Annotated in this window: 8 protein-coding genes; 5 read left to right on the top strand and 3 right to left on the bottom strand. The window is 74.3% G+C overall.

The features are described 5' to 3' along the window. Positions 1–46: 46 nt before the first annotated feature. Positions 47–3,454 carry an endo-alpha-N-acetylgalactosaminidase family protein gene (locus ACFWNV_RS03070; protein ID WP_383939619.1) on the bottom strand — a complete coding sequence of 1,136 codons (3,408 nt, stop codon included), beginning with the start codon at positions 3,452–3,454 and terminating at the stop codon, positions 47–49. A 146-nt stretch (positions 3,455–3,600) separates the two neighbouring features. Then, the gene (locus ACFWNV_RS03065) at positions 3,601–5,610 is read right to left on the bottom strand and encodes a hypothetical protein (RefSeq protein ID WP_383939616.1); all 2,010 of its coding nucleotides are present in this window, start codon (positions 5,608–5,610) and stop codon (positions 3,601–3,603) included. Positions 5,611–5,788: 178 nt separating this feature from the next. On the opposite strand from ACFWNV_RS03065, the gene ACFWNV_RS03060 reads away from it, so the two are divergent. Next, positions 5,789–7,141: an ROK family protein gene (locus ACFWNV_RS03060; RefSeq protein WP_383939614.1), complete on the top strand. Its 1,353-nt coding sequence runs from the start codon at positions 5,789–5,791 to the stop codon at positions 7,139–7,141. A gap of 132 nt (positions 7,142–7,273) precedes the next feature. Here ACFWNV_RS03060 and ACFWNV_RS03055 read toward each other — a convergent pair whose 3' ends face one another. Continuing rightward, positions 7,274–7,846: a hypothetical protein gene (locus ACFWNV_RS03055; protein ID WP_383939611.1), complete on the bottom strand. Its 573-nt coding sequence runs from the start codon at positions 7,844–7,846 to the stop codon at positions 7,274–7,276. Between the two features lie 314 nt (positions 7,847–8,160). On the opposite strand from ACFWNV_RS03055, the gene ACFWNV_RS03050 reads away from it, so the two are divergent. The 4 genes from ACFWNV_RS03050 (at position 8,161) to ACFWNV_RS03035 (ending at position 15,980) form a co-directional block, all read left to right on the top strand. Continuing rightward, positions 8,161–9,921, top strand: a complete 1,761-nt coding sequence (locus tag ACFWNV_RS03050; RefSeq protein WP_383939609.1) for a glycosyltransferase family 2 protein — start codon at positions 8,161–8,163, stop codon at positions 9,919–9,921. A gap of 17 nt (positions 9,922–9,938) precedes the next feature. Then, positions 9,939–12,968: an SGNH hydrolase domain-containing protein gene (locus tag ACFWNV_RS03045; RefSeq protein ID WP_383939606.1), complete on the top strand. Its 3,030-nt coding sequence runs from the start codon at positions 9,939–9,941 to the stop codon at positions 12,966–12,968. Between the two features lie 129 nt (positions 12,969–13,097). Then, entirely contained in the window at positions 13,098–13,826 is a 729-nt protein-coding gene (locus ACFWNV_RS03040; RefSeq protein ID WP_383939604.1) for an SOS response-associated peptidase, read from the top strand. 339 nt (positions 13,827–14,165) lie between these two features. Then, on the top strand, positions 14,166–15,980 hold the full coding sequence (locus ACFWNV_RS03035) for an IPT/TIG domain-containing protein (protein WP_383939601.1): 1,815 nt from the start codon (positions 14,166–14,168) through the stop codon (positions 15,978–15,980). Positions 15,981–16,111: the final 131 nt, after the last annotated feature.

The following is a 16,111-nucleotide window of genomic DNA, read 5'->3' as shown; positions in this document are numbered from 1 at the left end:
TTCGCGGGGATGGGGGCCGGTTCCGTGCCGTGCGGACCGGACGCCGTCAGGAGTACGCCTCGACCGCCCACAGCGAGTAGCCGTAGCCGGTGGCCCGCTGGGTGCCGGTCACCCGGAGGTAGCGTCCGCTGCCGTTCAGCCCGGTCAGTTCGTCCGTCCCCCCGTCGCTGGTGGTGGTGGAGTACGCGTCCCGCCAGGTGGTGCCGTCGTCCGACAGCTGGACCTTGTAGGCCCTGCCGTAGGCGACCTCCCAGTTGAGGACCACCCGGTTCACGTTCTTGACGGAGCCGAGGTCGACCTGGATCCACTGCGGGTCGGCGGCGAAGGCCGAGGACCAGCGGCTGGTGGGGCTGCCGTCGGTGGCGGCCGTGGCCGGGTAGTCCGCCGACTGGACCGAGGAGGCCGTGGTCGGCCGGTTCAGGGCCAGGTCGGGCGAGAGCGTGGCCCCGAGGTCGTCGACGGTGAGGTCGTCGACCACCAGGTCCCGGTCGCTGTCGGAGGTCTCCGCCGTGAGCTTGCGCATGCCGATCCAGGCGTCCACCCCGGCCGTGAAGGTCTTGGTGAAGGTGTTCGTGGTCCGGGCCTGCGGCAACGTATCGGAGGAGACCTGGCCCGTGCCGGCGCCGAGGGTGAAGGCGTAGTCCCCGGCCACCGACTGCTGGTACGCGAAGGTCACCTTGTACTGGTGGCCCGGTTCGAAGCGCAGGGTCTGCGGGATGGTCTGGTAGAGCAGCCCCGGCCGTTCCTCGTGGGATTTCAGGGAGTTGGCGCCCGAGAGCACGTCGTCGATCAGCTTGCCGTTCCAGCCGGCCTGCGTGTACGGGGCGTTGCGCTGGGCGATGTGCGTGCGCGGGTCAGCCGTGCTGCCGCCGGCCGGGCCGACGACGAAGGGGTACCAGCCGGAGTCGACGTTCTCGAAGTCCTCCGCGAAGGTGTGGCCGCCCTGCGGGCTGCGGGCCGTGCGCACCACGCGCACGTCGTCGAAGGCGGCCGTTCCCGCCGCGCCGTCGGCGCGCAGGGCCAGAGTGGCGGTGGACTGTCCCGCCGGGACGTCGAACAGCACCCGCATCCGCTGCATGGTGCTGCCGTTCTTCTCGTCCGCCCCGACGTTGTTGCGGTACGGGGAGCTCGTGGCGTACGCGCTCTGCTCGGCGGCGCCGGCCGGGGCCACGGCCAGGGTGGCCGTGCGTCCGGTGGCGGTGGAGACGTACGCGCTCGCCGCGTACGTTCCGGGTGTCAGTCCGTTGAGCTGCTGCGCGACGGTGGTGGCGCCCTGCCCGATGGTCAGCTGGGACTGGCCGACCGCGTTGCGGGTGACGGACGCGGAGCCGGTGACCGTCCACTTCGAGAGGTCGCCGGAGGTGAATCCGGGGTCCCGGACCGGGCCGCCCTCGCCGAAGCCGGCATCCGCCTGCGCGGGGGCGGCCGACGGGTAGACCACGTAAGGGGTCTTGGCGGTGGCCGTCAGGGTGACCTTGCCGGCGGTCACCGGGAGGTCGCCGACCAGGACCCGTCCCTGGTCCGTGAGCCGGTACAGCTTGGCGGTGCCGTTCTGTGCCCACGACGCGGGCACGTTCCAGGTGGAGGCGCCGCCCGTACCGCTCCAGTGGTAGAGCTTCGACTCGCCGCCCTGGTTCCAGGGCAGCAGGTAGGTGTCGCCGATCAGGACGGGGTGGCCGTCCTTGCTGATGGTGCGGGTGGTGCCGCTCAGGGTGGCGCTGACCCCGCCGTCGAAGTCGATGCGGTTCGCCGCCCACTTGCGGATGGTGAAGCCCTGGAGGTACTTGGTGGGCAGGTTGGTGGTGAAGGTGGTGGTGAGGAAGTTGGTGAAGTCCTTGGTGCCCTGCCAGCCCTCGTAGGCGGTCAGGGTGCCGCCGCCGAGGAGCGGGTCTCCGGCGATCCAGTCGTCGCGCTGCTGGTTGCGGATGAAGCGCGCCACCTGGGAGTTGACGCCCTTGTAGTTGCTGCCGCCGTAGTTGAGGTCGTTGGCCCAGTGCGACCAGAGGGACTGGTCCTCGAACTTGTCGGGGAACTCGGTGGTGAGCTGGTAGCCGAGGCCGTTGATCTCGCGGGCCAGGGCCTGGGAGGTGTAGCCGTCGCCGTACCAGGTGTCCACGTAGAGGAACTTCAGGTCCGGGGCGACCGCCTTGAGCTCCTGGAGGCGGGCCAGGCGCTTGCCGCTGGTTCCGTCGAGCCGGTAGTTCAGGTGGTAGGACTGGTCGAGGTAGTCCCATCCCTTGTCGGCGCCGCCGTTGTTGAGGAGCGCCGGGTCGAAGCTGCGGGCGACCGGGTAGGCCTCGGTGTCGTTGATGTGGACGCCGATGTCGGCGTTGTAGCCGGCGCCCGCCGCGATGAGGGTGTTCAGGTCGGCGGCGCCGCCCTGCCGGGTGCCGACCAGCCCGTAGTCGGGGTGGGCCGAGTCGTGGCCCTCCGAGCCGTAGCCCTTGAGCAGGACGAACTGGCCGAGCCCGTCCGTGGCCCGGGCCACGCGCTTGGTCTCGTCCAGGGTCTGGAGGAAGGGGTGCGTGGCCTGGGAGGCGAAGTTGTACGGGATGCGCTGCACCACGCGGCGGGCGGTGTCCTGCCAGCCCTGGGGGCTGGTCATGATCGAGCGGAAGGCGATGGCTCCGTCCTGCCAGTCGACGGTGGTGTCGGCGTTGCGGTCGCCCGTCACCACCACCTTGGCGTACGGCAGCGGTTCGGTGCCCGGCGCTCCGGCGGCCCGGTGCAGCCAGTCCCCGCTCCACAGACCGGCCCGCCGGTAGCCGGACTTGGCCACCGTCTGCTTCTGGATCCGGCCGCTGTCGGCCGCGTTCTGGCCGGAGGGGCTGTCGTAGTACGAGTTCGTGGCGATCGAGGCGGCGAGGGAGCCGGTGTTGAGGATCGCGTACATGGCGCCCTGCGGGGCGGTGTCCGCGGCCGCGGTGGAGGTGAGGGGGGTGAAGGTGTCCCCGGTGCCGGTGGTGTTGGTGTTCATCCGGGTGGTCTCGACGGCGGCCCCGGGCTGGGAGCTGCGCACCGAGACGAGGTTGTGCTGCGGGATCGACAGCGAGGTGACCGGTACGGCGCTGTCGGCGATCGAGGTGACGGCGAAGGTGAGGGCGCTGCCGCTGACGGAGAGGGTGGCCTTGACGGTGTCCCCGTTGGCGAAGGCCATCGTGTAGTCGACGTGGTCGGCGGCGACGCTGCTGGTCACGGTCGGGGTCTGCGCGGAGCCGTTGAGGCTGACCTGGGTGAGGGGGTCCTCGTTGCCGTAGAGGACGGCGCCGGTGGCCTGGTCGGTGTACTGGACGACCCGGGGGAAGGCGGTGTCGACCTGGACGGCGAGGGCGGGTGAGGCGATGGTGACGGTCCCGGCGGCGGTGGCGGTGGCCGGCGCGGTACCGGCCATCAGCGTGGTGCCGAGGCCCAGGACGGCGGCGCAGAGGAGGGACGTGGGGCGGAGCGGTCTCATGGGGCTCCCTGGTGGCGGGTCCGGTACGAGGTCCTAGCGGGGCGGGCGGTACGGGGCCTTGCGGGGGGCGCTGTACGGGTCCTCGCGCGGCGGTACGGAGCCTTGCGAGGGGGCGGGAAGGGGCCCGGCCGGGGCCGGGCCCGGGGTCACCAGCGCAGGACGGCCCAGCCCCGGTGCGGCAGTTCGGGGTCCAGGCGCAGGGTGTGACCCTGCCGGCCGGTGCCCGCCGGGCGGGGCTCGGCGAGGGGCGCCAGAACGGTGGCCGTGACCGTGCCCGGGAGACCCGGCAGGTCCACCGCGGGCCGGGCGGGGTCCTGGCAGCCGTTGGCCACGGTGAGGGTGGTGACGCCGTCGGCGTGCGAGAGGTGCGGGATCAGGTACGGGCCGCCGCTCACCAGGGGCAGCCGGGCCGCGTCCCCCTCCAGGAAGCGGACCGTGCGGTGCAGCAGCAGCTGCGCGTGGTCGTCGGCCGGAAGGGTGTGGGGCTCGGTCGCGGCGAGGACGGCGACGCGTCCGCCGAGGGCGTTGGTGAAGACGGTGCGGCCGGCCCCCCAGGCGCGGCCGTCCGGGGTGCGGACCTCGCTCCACCGCTGCGCCCCGGGCGCCTCCCGGAGCCGGGTCAGGGCGGGTTGGGTGTTGACGCTGAGGAGGAGCCCCGCGAGGTCCTCGCCCGCGGCGGGGCACAGGTGCTCGGTGGCGTACGGGCCCGGCTCGCCGGGGGTGGCCGGGGCCTCGCGGTGCACCGGTTCGGCCCCGGCCAGCCCGATGAGGGGGCCGAAGCCGCGCCGGTGCAGGATCTCCGCGGCGGTCCCGTCGAGCAGCAGGCCCCCGGCCAGCAGGTCCCGTACGGCCGGATCGTCGAAGGCCCAGGCCGACGGGCCGAACAGGGCCTGGACCGGGGCGGGTTCCGCCGTCACGGGTACCCCGTAGCGCAGCAGGAACTCGGCTGCCGGGCCCGGGTCGACGGCCAGCTCGGTCAGGTCTCCGCCGTGCGCCCGTACGTGGGCCGCGGCGTCCTGGGCGAAGGGCAGGCCGACGCCGAGGGTGCGCTGCCCGCGGGGGTGCTGCCGGTGGACGAGGTCGAGTGCGGGCCGGGCGCGGCGCAGGAGTTCGGTGATCCGGGGGTGGCGGGCGGGGTGCGCTCCGTGCAGGGGGTGCAGGTTGAGGAGGAGGGCGTCGGCCCCGGAGAGCTGGGCGGCGACCATCTCCGACCAGGTCTGGACATCGGATTTGGACCAGGCGGTGTGCGGCCAGTTCTCGATCTCCGGCTCGCTCTCGACGAACTCCGGGCGCAGGGAGCGCTGCAGTTCCGGCATCCACAGCTGCCGGGCGAGCTCGCGGCCCGGCGCGTCCGCGTACGGGGCGAAGTGCGGGCGGTGCACGGCGCGGCCTCCGGGGGCCAGCGCCCCGAAGAGGGCGCCCCAGTCCCGGCCCTCCACGGAGGCGGCGTCCAGGCCCGAGCTCATCAGCCCGGTGCGCGAGCGGCCGCCCGAGCGGCGGTGCACCTCGGCGGCCACCTGCGCGGCCACCTCCTGCTGCGCGGTCCGCCAGACCTGCTGCCACAGGGCGCGCAGCGGGTGCGGGGGTCCGGGGGCGGTGAGTGCGGCGACCAGCTCCGGTCGCGGGACCGGGCGTCCGGTCAGGGCGGCCAGCCGGTCCAGCATGAGGGGTTCGAAGCCGCCGCCCCAGTCCAGCGGGGCGTGGTTGTGGAAGCGGAAGTCGTCCTCCAGCCACAGCACGCGGAAGCCCAGCTCGGCGAAGCGCCCGTAGTGCCCGGTCAGCCAGGCGCGCCAGCGCGGGCAGGCGAAGGAGGCCTGGGCCGCGGAGACCTGCCCGGTCGGGGAGACCATCGGGGCGAAGCCGTGGGCGTCGCACCGGCCCCGGTCGGCGTGGCCGGTGGTCACCCAGGGGTTGAGGCTCACCTCCAGGCCGGCGCCGAGGAGGATCTCCCGCGCGAGAGCGGCCGCTTCGTACCAGAGGTCCTCTTCGGGGCCGGAGAGGTGTCCGGTGAAATGCTCCTCGGCCCCGAGGAGCAGCACCACTTCGGCCACGCCCGCGCCGGTGCAGGTCTTGGCCAGTTCGGCCGCCGTGGCCGCGACGGCGTCGGTGCCTTCGTACGGATGGATCTGGAACCTCAGGTGGTACCGGGCGCTCACGCCGTCGGCCTCCTCACCGTGGTCTCGCGGCCGGACTCACCGCCGAGCAATTAGTTTGGTTAGGATCTGAATTAATGAGGGTCCCGTCAACCCCGCGTGCCGGATCCGCTCCGGAACGGGGAGACGGGGCCCGGGCCCACGGGTGGCAGACTCTCGGGGACGGCAGTGAGGAGTACCGGTGAGGACTGATCCGCGAAGCATGCAGCGCAGCGGCGACGACGGCGGGCGCGGTGACGGCCGCGGGGGCGGTGACGCAGGCGGACGCGGTGACGCAGGCCTCGGCCCCGTCGTGATCAACGGCCCGGCCCGGCCCGCCGGGAGGGCCTCCATCCGCCGGGCCAACCTCGGCCTCGTGCTGCGCCTCCTGCGCGACGCCGGGCCGCGGTCGCGCGCGCGGATCGCCGATGACGCGGGGCTGCCGAGGCCGACGGTCACCGGCCTGGTCACCGAGCTCATCGAACTCGGCCTGATCCGGGAGGGGGACGCCGAGCGGGACGGCTCGGTCGGCCGTCCCGGCCAGAGCGTCCGGATCGACGGCCGCGCGCTGTGCGGGATCGGGCTGGAGATCAACGTCGACTACCTGGCCGCCGTCGCCCTGACCCTGGGCGGGGACACCGTCTTCGAGCGGCGGGTCGCCATGGACGTCCGCGGCGCCGGCCCCGAGGCCGTTCTGGACTGCGCCGCCGGACTGGTCCGCGAGGCCCTCGACGTGCTCGACGCCGCCGCGATCGGCACGGCCGGGGTCACCGTCGCCGCCCCCGGAGTCGTCGACATCGCCGCGGGAACCGTGGTCTACGCCGCGAACATCGGCTGGCACGACGTCCGGGCGGTCAGCGGGATCCGCGCCCGGCTGGGGCGCGGGGCTCCCCCGGTGCGCCTGGAGAACGACGCCAAGCTCGGCGCGGTGGCCGAGTACCTGGAGGCCTCCGCGGCCGGCATCCACGACCTCATCTACGTCACCGGCGAGACGGGCGTGGGCGGCGGCATCATCAGCGGCGGCCGGCTCCACCGGGGCGCCGCCGGGTTCGCCGGGGAGATCGGCCACATGCCGCTAGACCCGGGCGGCGCGCTCTGCGCCTGTGGGCGCCGGGGCTGCTGGGAGACCATGGTCGGGCTCACGGCCCTGCTGCGGCACGCCGCCGCCCCCGGGGATCCGGTCCACGACCCCTCCCTCGACCTGGAGGCCCGGCTGACGGATCTCCAGGGCCGGGCGGCCGCCGGGGACGCCCGCACCCTGGAGGCCCTGGACCGGGTCGCCGACGGTCTCGGCCTCGGGCTGGCGCTGCTGGCGGACGTCCTGAACCCGCGCGCGGTGGTGCTCGGCGGCTACTTCACCTACTTCGGCGACCGGCTGGCCCCGCGGGTGGAGCGGCTGATGGCCGAACGGGTGATGGCCCCGGACACGGGCGGCTGCCGCCTCCTCCTGTCCACCCTCGGCTTCACCGCTCCGGCCCGCGGCGGGGCCCTCCTGGCCCTCGACCCGGTGTACGAGGACCCGGCCCACACGGTGGCGATGGCCAAGGGGGCCTGAGACCCCCCGGGTTCCGCCCGCGGCACGGGCGGCGGCTCACGCACCGGGTCACAGGCGCCTCAGGCAATGTGCGACCGGCAGCGTCTCGCACACCCGGCGGCGTCTCGTGCACCCGGCAGCGTCTCGCGCCCCTCAGGTCCAGAACGGCCGGGCCAGGAGGGCCGCGGCGCGCACCGCATCCCCGTCCAGGACCAGCGCGGCGTCCCGCAGTCCGCGTTCCGGCCAGGCGCACGACACCGTGAGCGGGTCCGGCGGCGGCAGCGGCCAGATCCACAGCGTCATGCGTACGTCCCCGCCGCCCTCCGGGCCGCCCCAGGAGCCCTCGTACCCACTGACGACCATCACCGGGCCGCGCCCGTCCCGCAGTCCGGTCTCGTCGTCCTGCTCCACGACAGCGCCGTCACCGAGCCGGAGGCGGAAGGACGGCCAGGCGGGTCCGGTGAGGTCCGCGGGGTCGAACACCGGGCCGCCGGGAGGCTGCGGCGGGTCAGGGGGCGGGTCAGGAGGCGAAGAGGGGCCGCGCGCGTGGGCTTCCATCTCGATCTCCAGCCCGGCCGGGTAGGCCAGGACGTGCCGGGCCACCACCACGACCCCGTCCGTCCGGGCGATGACCACCGGTCCCGCGACGTGTCCACCGACCATCCTCGGCGGCGCGTGCCACTCGGGCGGATCGTACGCACTTCCCCTGTCCGGATCCTCAAGCACGGGCAGAGCGTAGCCGGTTGGGGCCGCGCGGGGGAGGCCGAAGGGGAGGCCGAGGAGGAAGGCCTACGGGGAGGGCGACGTGCGGCCGCCCGGTCACGCAAGTCTTCGGTGTCTGTTCACTCCCCCGTGACCTGCATCTTCCCGGCGGTAGGCGGCGCTGCCGATGGAATGACCGAGACAAAGGTCTAGACCGGTCGAGATGCGCCAATCCCGTGGCCGATTACCCGTGTTGGTCGTGCAGAAACAAATGGTCTATACCTCTGGCGCTATGGTGGCCATCTGAAACGGGCGCATAAACAGCCGTGGGGGGCTTTATGACCTTTCATCATCTTCCGCAACCTCCGTCCGACGAGGAGCTCTACTGGTACTTCGGCCCGCAACGGCGCTGGGTCCTCATCAGCACGAGCCTCGCCTTCGTCTTCACCGCGGCGACCATGTTCACCTTCGCGCTGCGCACTCCGGCCCTGTGGGCCTTCCTCGCCGTCCTCGGGCTCAACCTCGTCGCCCTCGTCCTCTCCTCGGTGAACAGCCTGCGCCAGCGCAGACTGACCCGGCCCTCGCACGAGGTGCTCGTCCGCGCCTGGCAGCCCGCCCGACTGCCCGGTGTGGACCTGTACTTGCCGACCTGTGGCGAGCCGCTGCCGGTCCTGGACAACGCCTACCGCGCGGTGTCGGCCGTCGACTGGCCCGGGGCGCTGACCACTTGGGTCCTGGACGACGCCGACCGTCCCGAAGTCGCCGCGCTGGCGGCCTCGTACGGGTACGAGTACGTCGTACGGCCGGACCGGGGGCACCTGAAGAAGGCCGGGAACCTCAATCACGCCCTGACACTGAGCAGCGCCGAGTACATCGCCATCCTCGACGCCGACTTCGCGCCCCGGCCGGACTTCCTGCGCCATCTCGTGCCCTATCTGGCCGACCCGGCCGTGGGGATCGTGCAGAGCCCGCAGTGCTTCGACACCGACGGGAGCATGGGCTGGATCCAGCGGGCCGCGGGCTCCGCCCAGGAGTGGTTCTTCCGCTGGATCCAGCCGTCGCGGGACGCCAGCGACGCCGCCATCTGCTGCGGCAGCAACGCCGTCTACCGGCGCGCCGCGATCGACCTGGCGGGCGGCTTCGCCCGCCTCGACCACAGCGAGGACCTCTACACCGGCCTCGCCCTGCACGCGCAGGGGTTCCGCACCCTGTACGTACCGGTGCTGGTCGCCAAGGGCACCTCCCCCGACGAGGTCACCTCCTTCGTCAACCAGCAGTACCGGTGGGCGATGGGCAACCTGCACCTGCTCACCTCGCCCGTGCTGCGCAAGATGGGCGCGCCCTGGCGGATGCGGCTGTGCTTCTACGAGGGCGTCGTCGGCTACCTGGCCGCCGCCGTGAACACCTTCGCGGCGCCGCTGCCGCCGCTGGTGATGATGTTCTGGTACCCGGACGACATCCGGCCCTGGCACGTCCTGCCGCTGCTCGCCCCGCTGTGGCTCTGGCACGTGCTGCTGCCGCGGATCAGCCGGACGCGCTGGCGGGTGGAGGTGATCCGGGCCAACGTCCTCACGAGCGTCGCCGCCGCCACCGCCTTCCTGCACACCCTGCGCGGCCGCAGCGCCGACTGGGTGCCCACCGGCACCCGCGGCCCCGCCCGTTCCGGCGGCATGGCCCGCCGGGTGGTGGGCGTCTCCCTGGTCTGGCTGGTCCTCTCCAACGGCGCCGCCGCGGCGGGCCTGGCGCTGGCCGTGGTCCGCAACGGCTGGGAGCCCAACTGGGGCCTGCTGCTCTACTTCCTCGTCCAGTGCCAGATCAACGGCCCCCTCGTCCGGGACCTGTTCTCCGAGCTGCGCCCGGCGGCGGCTTCCCGGGACCTCCGGCGCAGCACCGCCCGGGACGGCTCGGCCGCGGCCGGAGCGGCTCCGGCCGGGGGGCGCGCCCGCGCCCGCAGCCTCGTACGGGCCTTCGCCGGCCGCTCCCCCAGCGGGGTGCTGCCGCGCCGCTGGCCCGAGACCCTCGCCGCCTCGGCGGTGCTCCTGCTCACCGGCCTGGTGGCATCCGGGTGGGTCAACCCCATGCTTCCCTGGCTGAGTTGAAAGGCTCCACGAACACCATGCACTCCCCCGTCCCAGCCCCTCTCCCCGCTCCCGTCCCCGTCCCGCCCTCCGCGCCGCCCCGCACCCGGTCCTCCGCGGCGCCCTCCGGGGGCGAGTCCGGGCCCAGCCCGCACCGGTCCGCGTTCCGTCCCGACATCGAGGGGCTGCGCGCCGTCGCCGTCCTCGCGGTCCTCGCCTTCCACGCCGGGGTTCCGGGGCTCGCGGGCGGGTTCGTCGGCGTGGACGTCTTCTTCGTCGTCTCCGGCTACCTCATCACCGGCCTGCTCGCCCGTGAGGCGATCACCACCGGCCGGATCCGGCTCCTGGACTTCTTCTCCCGGCGGGCCCGCCGGCTCCTGCCGTCCGCCGCCGTCGTCCTCGCCGCGGTGGCCCTGGCCGGGGCCTGGCTGACCGTCCCGCTGCGCCGCGCCGACCTGGAGCAGGACGTGGTCGCGGCGGCCCTCTCCGCCGCCAACTGGCGGTTCGTCGCACAGCGGACCGACTACCTCGCCGCCGGGCACGAGCAGAGCCCGCTGCTGCACTTCTGGTCCCTCGCCGTCGAGGAGCAGTACTACCTCGTGTGGGCGCCCCTGCTCGCGCTGATCGTGCTCGGTACGGCCCGGGCCGTGCGCCGCGGGCGCGCCGTGCGCTCCGCCGTGGCCCTGGCCGCCGTACCGCTGGTGCTCGCCTCGTTCGCGCTGTCCCTGCTCTGGACGGAGCAGTCGGCCTCCCTCGCGTACCTCGCCACGCCCTCGCGGGTCTGGCAGTTCGGTGTCGGCGCACTGGTGGCCCTGCTGCCCTGGCACCTCATGCGCGGCCCGCGCCCGCTGCGGCTGCTGTGCGGCTGGGCCGGGGGCGCGGCCATCGTCTGGAGCGCCCTGGCATACGACGAGGCCACTCCCTACCCCGGCTACGCGGCCCTGGTCCCGACCCTGGGGGCGGCCGCCGTCATCCTCGCCGCGATCCCCGGCCGGGGCGAGCGCAGCACGCCGGGCAGCTTCGGCATCGGCCGGCTGCTCGCGGGCCGCGTTCCCCGGGCCGTCGGACGGCTCTCGTACACCCTGTACCTGTGGCACTGGCCGGTGCTCGTCCTCGCCGAGGCCCGCTTCGGCCCGCAGGACTGGCCGGTGAAGGCCGCGCTCACCCTGGCCGCCGCCCTGCCCGCCTACGCCACCATGCGGTGGGTCGAGCAGCCGCTGCGCCGCAGCCGCACCGTCTCCGAATTCCCCCGCCGCGGACTGTCGGTGGGCATCACCGCCGTGGTCCTGCCCGTGGTGCTCGCGCTGGTGGTGGGCACCACGACGCTGAACCTGCTGGGTCCGGCGACGCCCGTACGCCTCGCCGGTCTGCCCCCGGGCGCCGATTCAGGCCCGCACCTGCTCGCCCGTACGGGCTCCGCGCCGCTGGGGGCGGGGCCGGTCGTACCCGCCCCCGCGCAGGCGCGGGGGGACTTCCCGCCGGACGGGGACTGCGAGGTGGCCCCGGCCGTGACCCGCAGCCCGGACTGCCTGTTCGGCGCGGTGGACAGCCCGGACCGGATCGTGCTGCTCGGCGATTCGCACGCCGGCCAGTGGTTCTCCGCGGCGCTGGCCCTGGCCTCGCAACGGGGCTGGGCGCTACAGGAGTTGGTGAAGCAGGGCTGCCCCTTGCCGCAGCTCGCCGTGGACAGTCCCCAGCTCGGCCGCGCCTACCGGGAGTGCGACACCTGGCGCGCCGACAGCCTGGAGCGGCTGCGGCAGCAGCCGAAGCCCCGGCTCATCGTGATCTCCTCCCTCAACCGCTACACCGCTGATTCCGGACTGCTCGCCGAGGGCTGGGAGAAGACCCTCGAACCCCTGCGGGCGATCGGTGCGCCGATCGTCTACATCGAGGACACCCCGGTACCTGGTACGGACGTCCCCGCGTGCGTCTCCGGCAGCCCCGAGGAGCCCGACGCCTGCGCGTTCAGCCGTGCGAGCTCCCGGCAGCCCGATCCGCTGGCCCGCCGGATCGCCGCCGGCGACCTGCCCGGCGTGCGCGCCGTGAGCGTGAACCCGGTCCTGTGCCCGGGCGACGGGCCGACCTGCCCGGCCGTACTGGACCGCATCCTGCTCTACCGGGACGACGCCCACCTGACCAATGCGGCGGTCGTCGTGCTGACCCGGCGGCTGGAGCGGCTGCTCACGGAGTCCGGGTCGCTGCCCGCCGCCGGCGGGGCGGGGGCCGCGCCGCCGGCGTCCGGGGATGCGCGGCCGGCCGGGTGGACCGAGGTGTTCCGGGACGAGTTCGACGGCCCCGCGGGCAGCCCTCCCTCCTCCGTGAACTGGCTGCACGACACCGGGACTTGCTATCCGGGATGCCCCGCCCCCCAGTGGGGGACGGGCGAGATCGAGACGATGACCGACTCCACCGACAACGTCCGCCTCGACGGCAAGGGCGCACTGGAGATCGTCCCCACCCGCACCGGCGGCGCGTGGAGCTCGGGCCGCATCGAGACCCGGCGCTCCGACTTCGCGGCCCCGGCCGGCGGGACCCTGCGGATCGAGGCCGCGATCGCCCTGCCCGGGGTGACCGGAGCCAAGGCGGCCGGCTACTGGCCGGCGTTCTGGACCCTCGGGGCCCCGCTGCGCGACGGGTACACCGGCTGGCCGGGCGTCGGGGAGCTCGACATCATGGAATCGGTCAACGGCCGGGACAGCGTGTTCGCGACCATGCACTGCGGCGTCCTCGAAGGCGGCCCGTGCCGGGAACCGGCAGGCCTGGGATCGGGCCCGCAACCGTGCGGTGACTGCCGTACGGGCTTCCACGCGTACGCCGTCGAGGTCGACCGCTCCCCCGGCGCCGAGGAGGTGCGCTGGTACCTGGACGGCCGCGTGCACCACCGGGTGGCCGCCTCGCAGATGGACCCGGACACGTGGAAGCGGGCGGTGGACCACGGCCTGTTCCTGATCCTCAACGTGGCCATCGGCGGCGGCCTCCCCCTGGCCGACGGCGCGGCCCCGGGCCCGGACACCGAACCGGGCCACCCCATGCGGGTGGACCGGGTGACGGTCTCCACCCGGGGGTGAGGTGTCAGTCCCCGCCGAAGCCGCGGAAGGACGGCACTCCGCCGGCACTCCGCCGGCTCTCCGTCGCGCACCGCCCCGGATCGGCGGGCTCTGCCCCGCCCCGCCCCCGAAGGGTGGGACAGTGGAGGCATGTGTGGTCGATACGCCTCCTCCCGCGCGCCGCAGGACCTCGCAGGACTCTTCGATGCCCGGCTCGATCCCGGCCGGGAGCTGGGGCCCTCGTGGAACGTCGCGCCCACCGACGAGGTGTGGGCGGTGCTGGAGCGCGCCGACCGGGACACCGGCGAGCTCGGGCGGCAGCTGCGTCCGGTGCGGTGGGGTCTGGTGCCGTCCTGGGCCAAGGACCCCGCCGTGGGGTCGCGGATGATCAACGCGCGGGTGGAGACCGTGCACGAGAAGCCCGCGTACCGGCGGGCCCTGGCCAAGCGCCGGTGCCTGCTGCCCGCGGACGGTTTCTTCGAGTGGGTGGCCGTACCCGCCACCGGTACGGCCAAGGCCTACAAGCAGCCCTACTTCATCCGGCCCGAGACCGGCTCGGTGATGGCCATGGCCGGTCTGTACGAGTTCTGGCGCGACCCCGCCGTCGCCGACCGGGACGACCCGGAAGCCTGGCTCACCACGGCCACGATCATCACCACCGAGGCCACCGACGCGGCGGGCCGCATCCATCCCCGCATGCCGCTCGCGCTCGATCCCGGCGACTACGAGGCCTGGCTCGACCCCGCGCACCAGGACACCACGGACCTGCGCGCCCTGCTCCACACCCCCGCGGGCGGGCGGCTCGCGGTGACCCCGGTCTCCACCGCCGTCAACAACGTCCGCAACAACGGCGCCCATCTCGTCGATCCCACCGGCTGACGACACGCCGGGACCCCGACAAGCCGACACCTCAACCCCGCATCCTCTCGGAAATTCGTACGAGTGCGGTGGCTGATTTCGGGGTTTCCAACGGTTTGGCGGGACGATCCGGCATTTGGTGCCCGTCGCGCCCCGGCCACTGCGATGCTTCCGCCGGTATCACTGGGCCGCCGTCCTTCCAACGGCCCCTGGAATACCGGCGAACGGGCGGCACCGCCGGACGACACCGCGTACCGGTTCGTCGTACGGGAGCGTCCGGCCGCGGCTTCCCGGGAGTATGCGACTCCGGCCGCTGCCGGGCGGAGGCGAGAGGGGGAGACTTCGATGTCTTCGACTGCTGTGTTACATGGTCCGCGCGCCCAGTGGCGGCGACGCCTGCTGGCGGTGGCCGCGTCCTCGGCGCTGGCCGCGGGCGGTCTGACGGTGCTGGCGCCCCCGGCATCGGCGGAGGGGGTGTGCGGCGCCCCGGTCCTGGTGGGTGCCACGACGACGATCACTTGCACGGCGGGGGGTTCCGGAAGCGTCACCGTGCCCGAGGGCGTCTCCAGTGGCGTGGTCACCCTGGACGGCGCCGGGGGCGGGAACGCCGCGGACGGCACCGCCGGGGGCAAGGGCGCGCACCTCGTCGCGACGCTCCCCGCCGCGCCCGGGCAGGTCTTCGCCGTGACCGTCGGCCGGCGCGGCGCCAACGGAACGCCGAGCGCGCAGTTCGGCGTGCCGGGATTCGGCGGCGCCCTGGTCGCGGTGACCACCGACACCAACGTGCCGCTGCTGACAGCCGGTTCGGGCGGCGGGGCGGGCGGGGCCGGCATAGGCTCGCCCGCCTACCGGGGAGCGGCGGGCGGTGACAGCGGCCGGGCCGGAGCCAACGGCAACGGCCTGGTCCCCGACGCCGAAGGCGGGACCGGCGGCGGCCCGGGCACCGACACGGCCGGCGGAGCCGGCGGGACGGGCGGGAACGGCGCGGACAACGAGGGCCCGAACGGCTCCGCGGGCGCCTACCCGAACGGCTCAGGCGGCGCCTCCGGCCAGGGCGTGTTCAGCCCCACGGGCGGCGGCGGCCGCGGCGGCGCCGGCTACGGCGGCGGCGGCCGGGGCGGGGCCGGCGGCAGATACGGCTCCACCGGCGGTGGCGGAGGAGGTGGCGGCGGGGGGTCCAGCCTGGTCTCCGGGACGGTCCCCGGTTCCGCCGTCACCCTGGCGGACGGGGCCAACTCCGGTGACGGGCGCATCGTGTTCGCCTTCACGCTCCCGCCCACGGTCACGGCCGTCGGCCCGGCCGCCGGACCCGCGGCCGGCGGTACGGCCGTGACGGTCACCGGCACCAACCTGACCGGAGCCGTCCTCACCTTCGGCGCGGGCAACCCCGCCACCGGCGTCACGTGCACCGCGACCTCGTGCACCGCGACCGCTCCGGCCGGGACCGGGACCGTGGACGTCCGGGCGACCACCCCCGGCGGCACCAGCGACCCGTCCCCCGCCGGCCGCTACACCTACGTCCCCGTCCCCGTGGTGACCTCGCTCAGCCCCTCCACCGGCACGACGGACGGCGGTACGGTCGTCACCGTCGGCGGCACGGGCCTGGACGGCGCCACCGCGATCGTCTTCGGGGCCGGCAACCCGGGCACCCATCTCTCCTGCACCCCCACGGCCTGCACCGCCACCGCGCCCGCCCACTCCGCGGGCCCGGTGGACGTACAGGTCACCACGCCCGGCGGCACCAGCGCCGTGACCGGCGCGGGCCGGTACACGTACCAGATCCCGCCCGCCGACCTCGACGTGGACCTGACCGCACAGCCCGGCTTCAGCCTGCTGGTCCCCTACCTCACCTACACCCTGACCGCCCGCAACACCGGTCCCGGTACCGTCACTTCGGCCACGCTCACCGCGAGCCTGCCGGCGGGCGCGTCCGCCAACACCCTGTCCCCGGGCTGCACGTCCGCCGGGTCCACGGTGACCTGCGCCTACGGGACGATCGCCAACGGCGCCACCGCCAGCAAGACGTTCCGGGTACCGCTGGGCCTGCTCTCGCTGGGGCGCGTCACGGTCTCCGCCACCCGTACGGCGTCCGCGCCGACCGACCCCAACCCGCTCAACGACAGCGCGACCGCCAGTTGCACGGTGGTCTCCATCCTCCTGGCCACCTGCCCCTGATCCCCCCGGGACGTCCCCGCCAACGGGGCGTCCCGCACCCGTGATTGCCGCCGGCCCGCCTCGTCACGAGGGGGGCCGGCGGTGCGGGGGGGCGCGGGGGGGCAGGGAGTGTGGTATTAACAAAGCCGCGG

It is taken from the genome of Streptomyces sp. NPDC058401 (genome assembly GCF_042722885.1).
In the GTDB taxonomy this organism is placed as follows: domain Bacteria; phylum Actinomycetota; class Actinomycetes; order Streptomycetales; family Streptomycetaceae; genus Streptomyces.
Note: the sequence above shows the minus strand (reverse complement) of the source record. Positions and strands in the feature narration are given on the sequence as shown.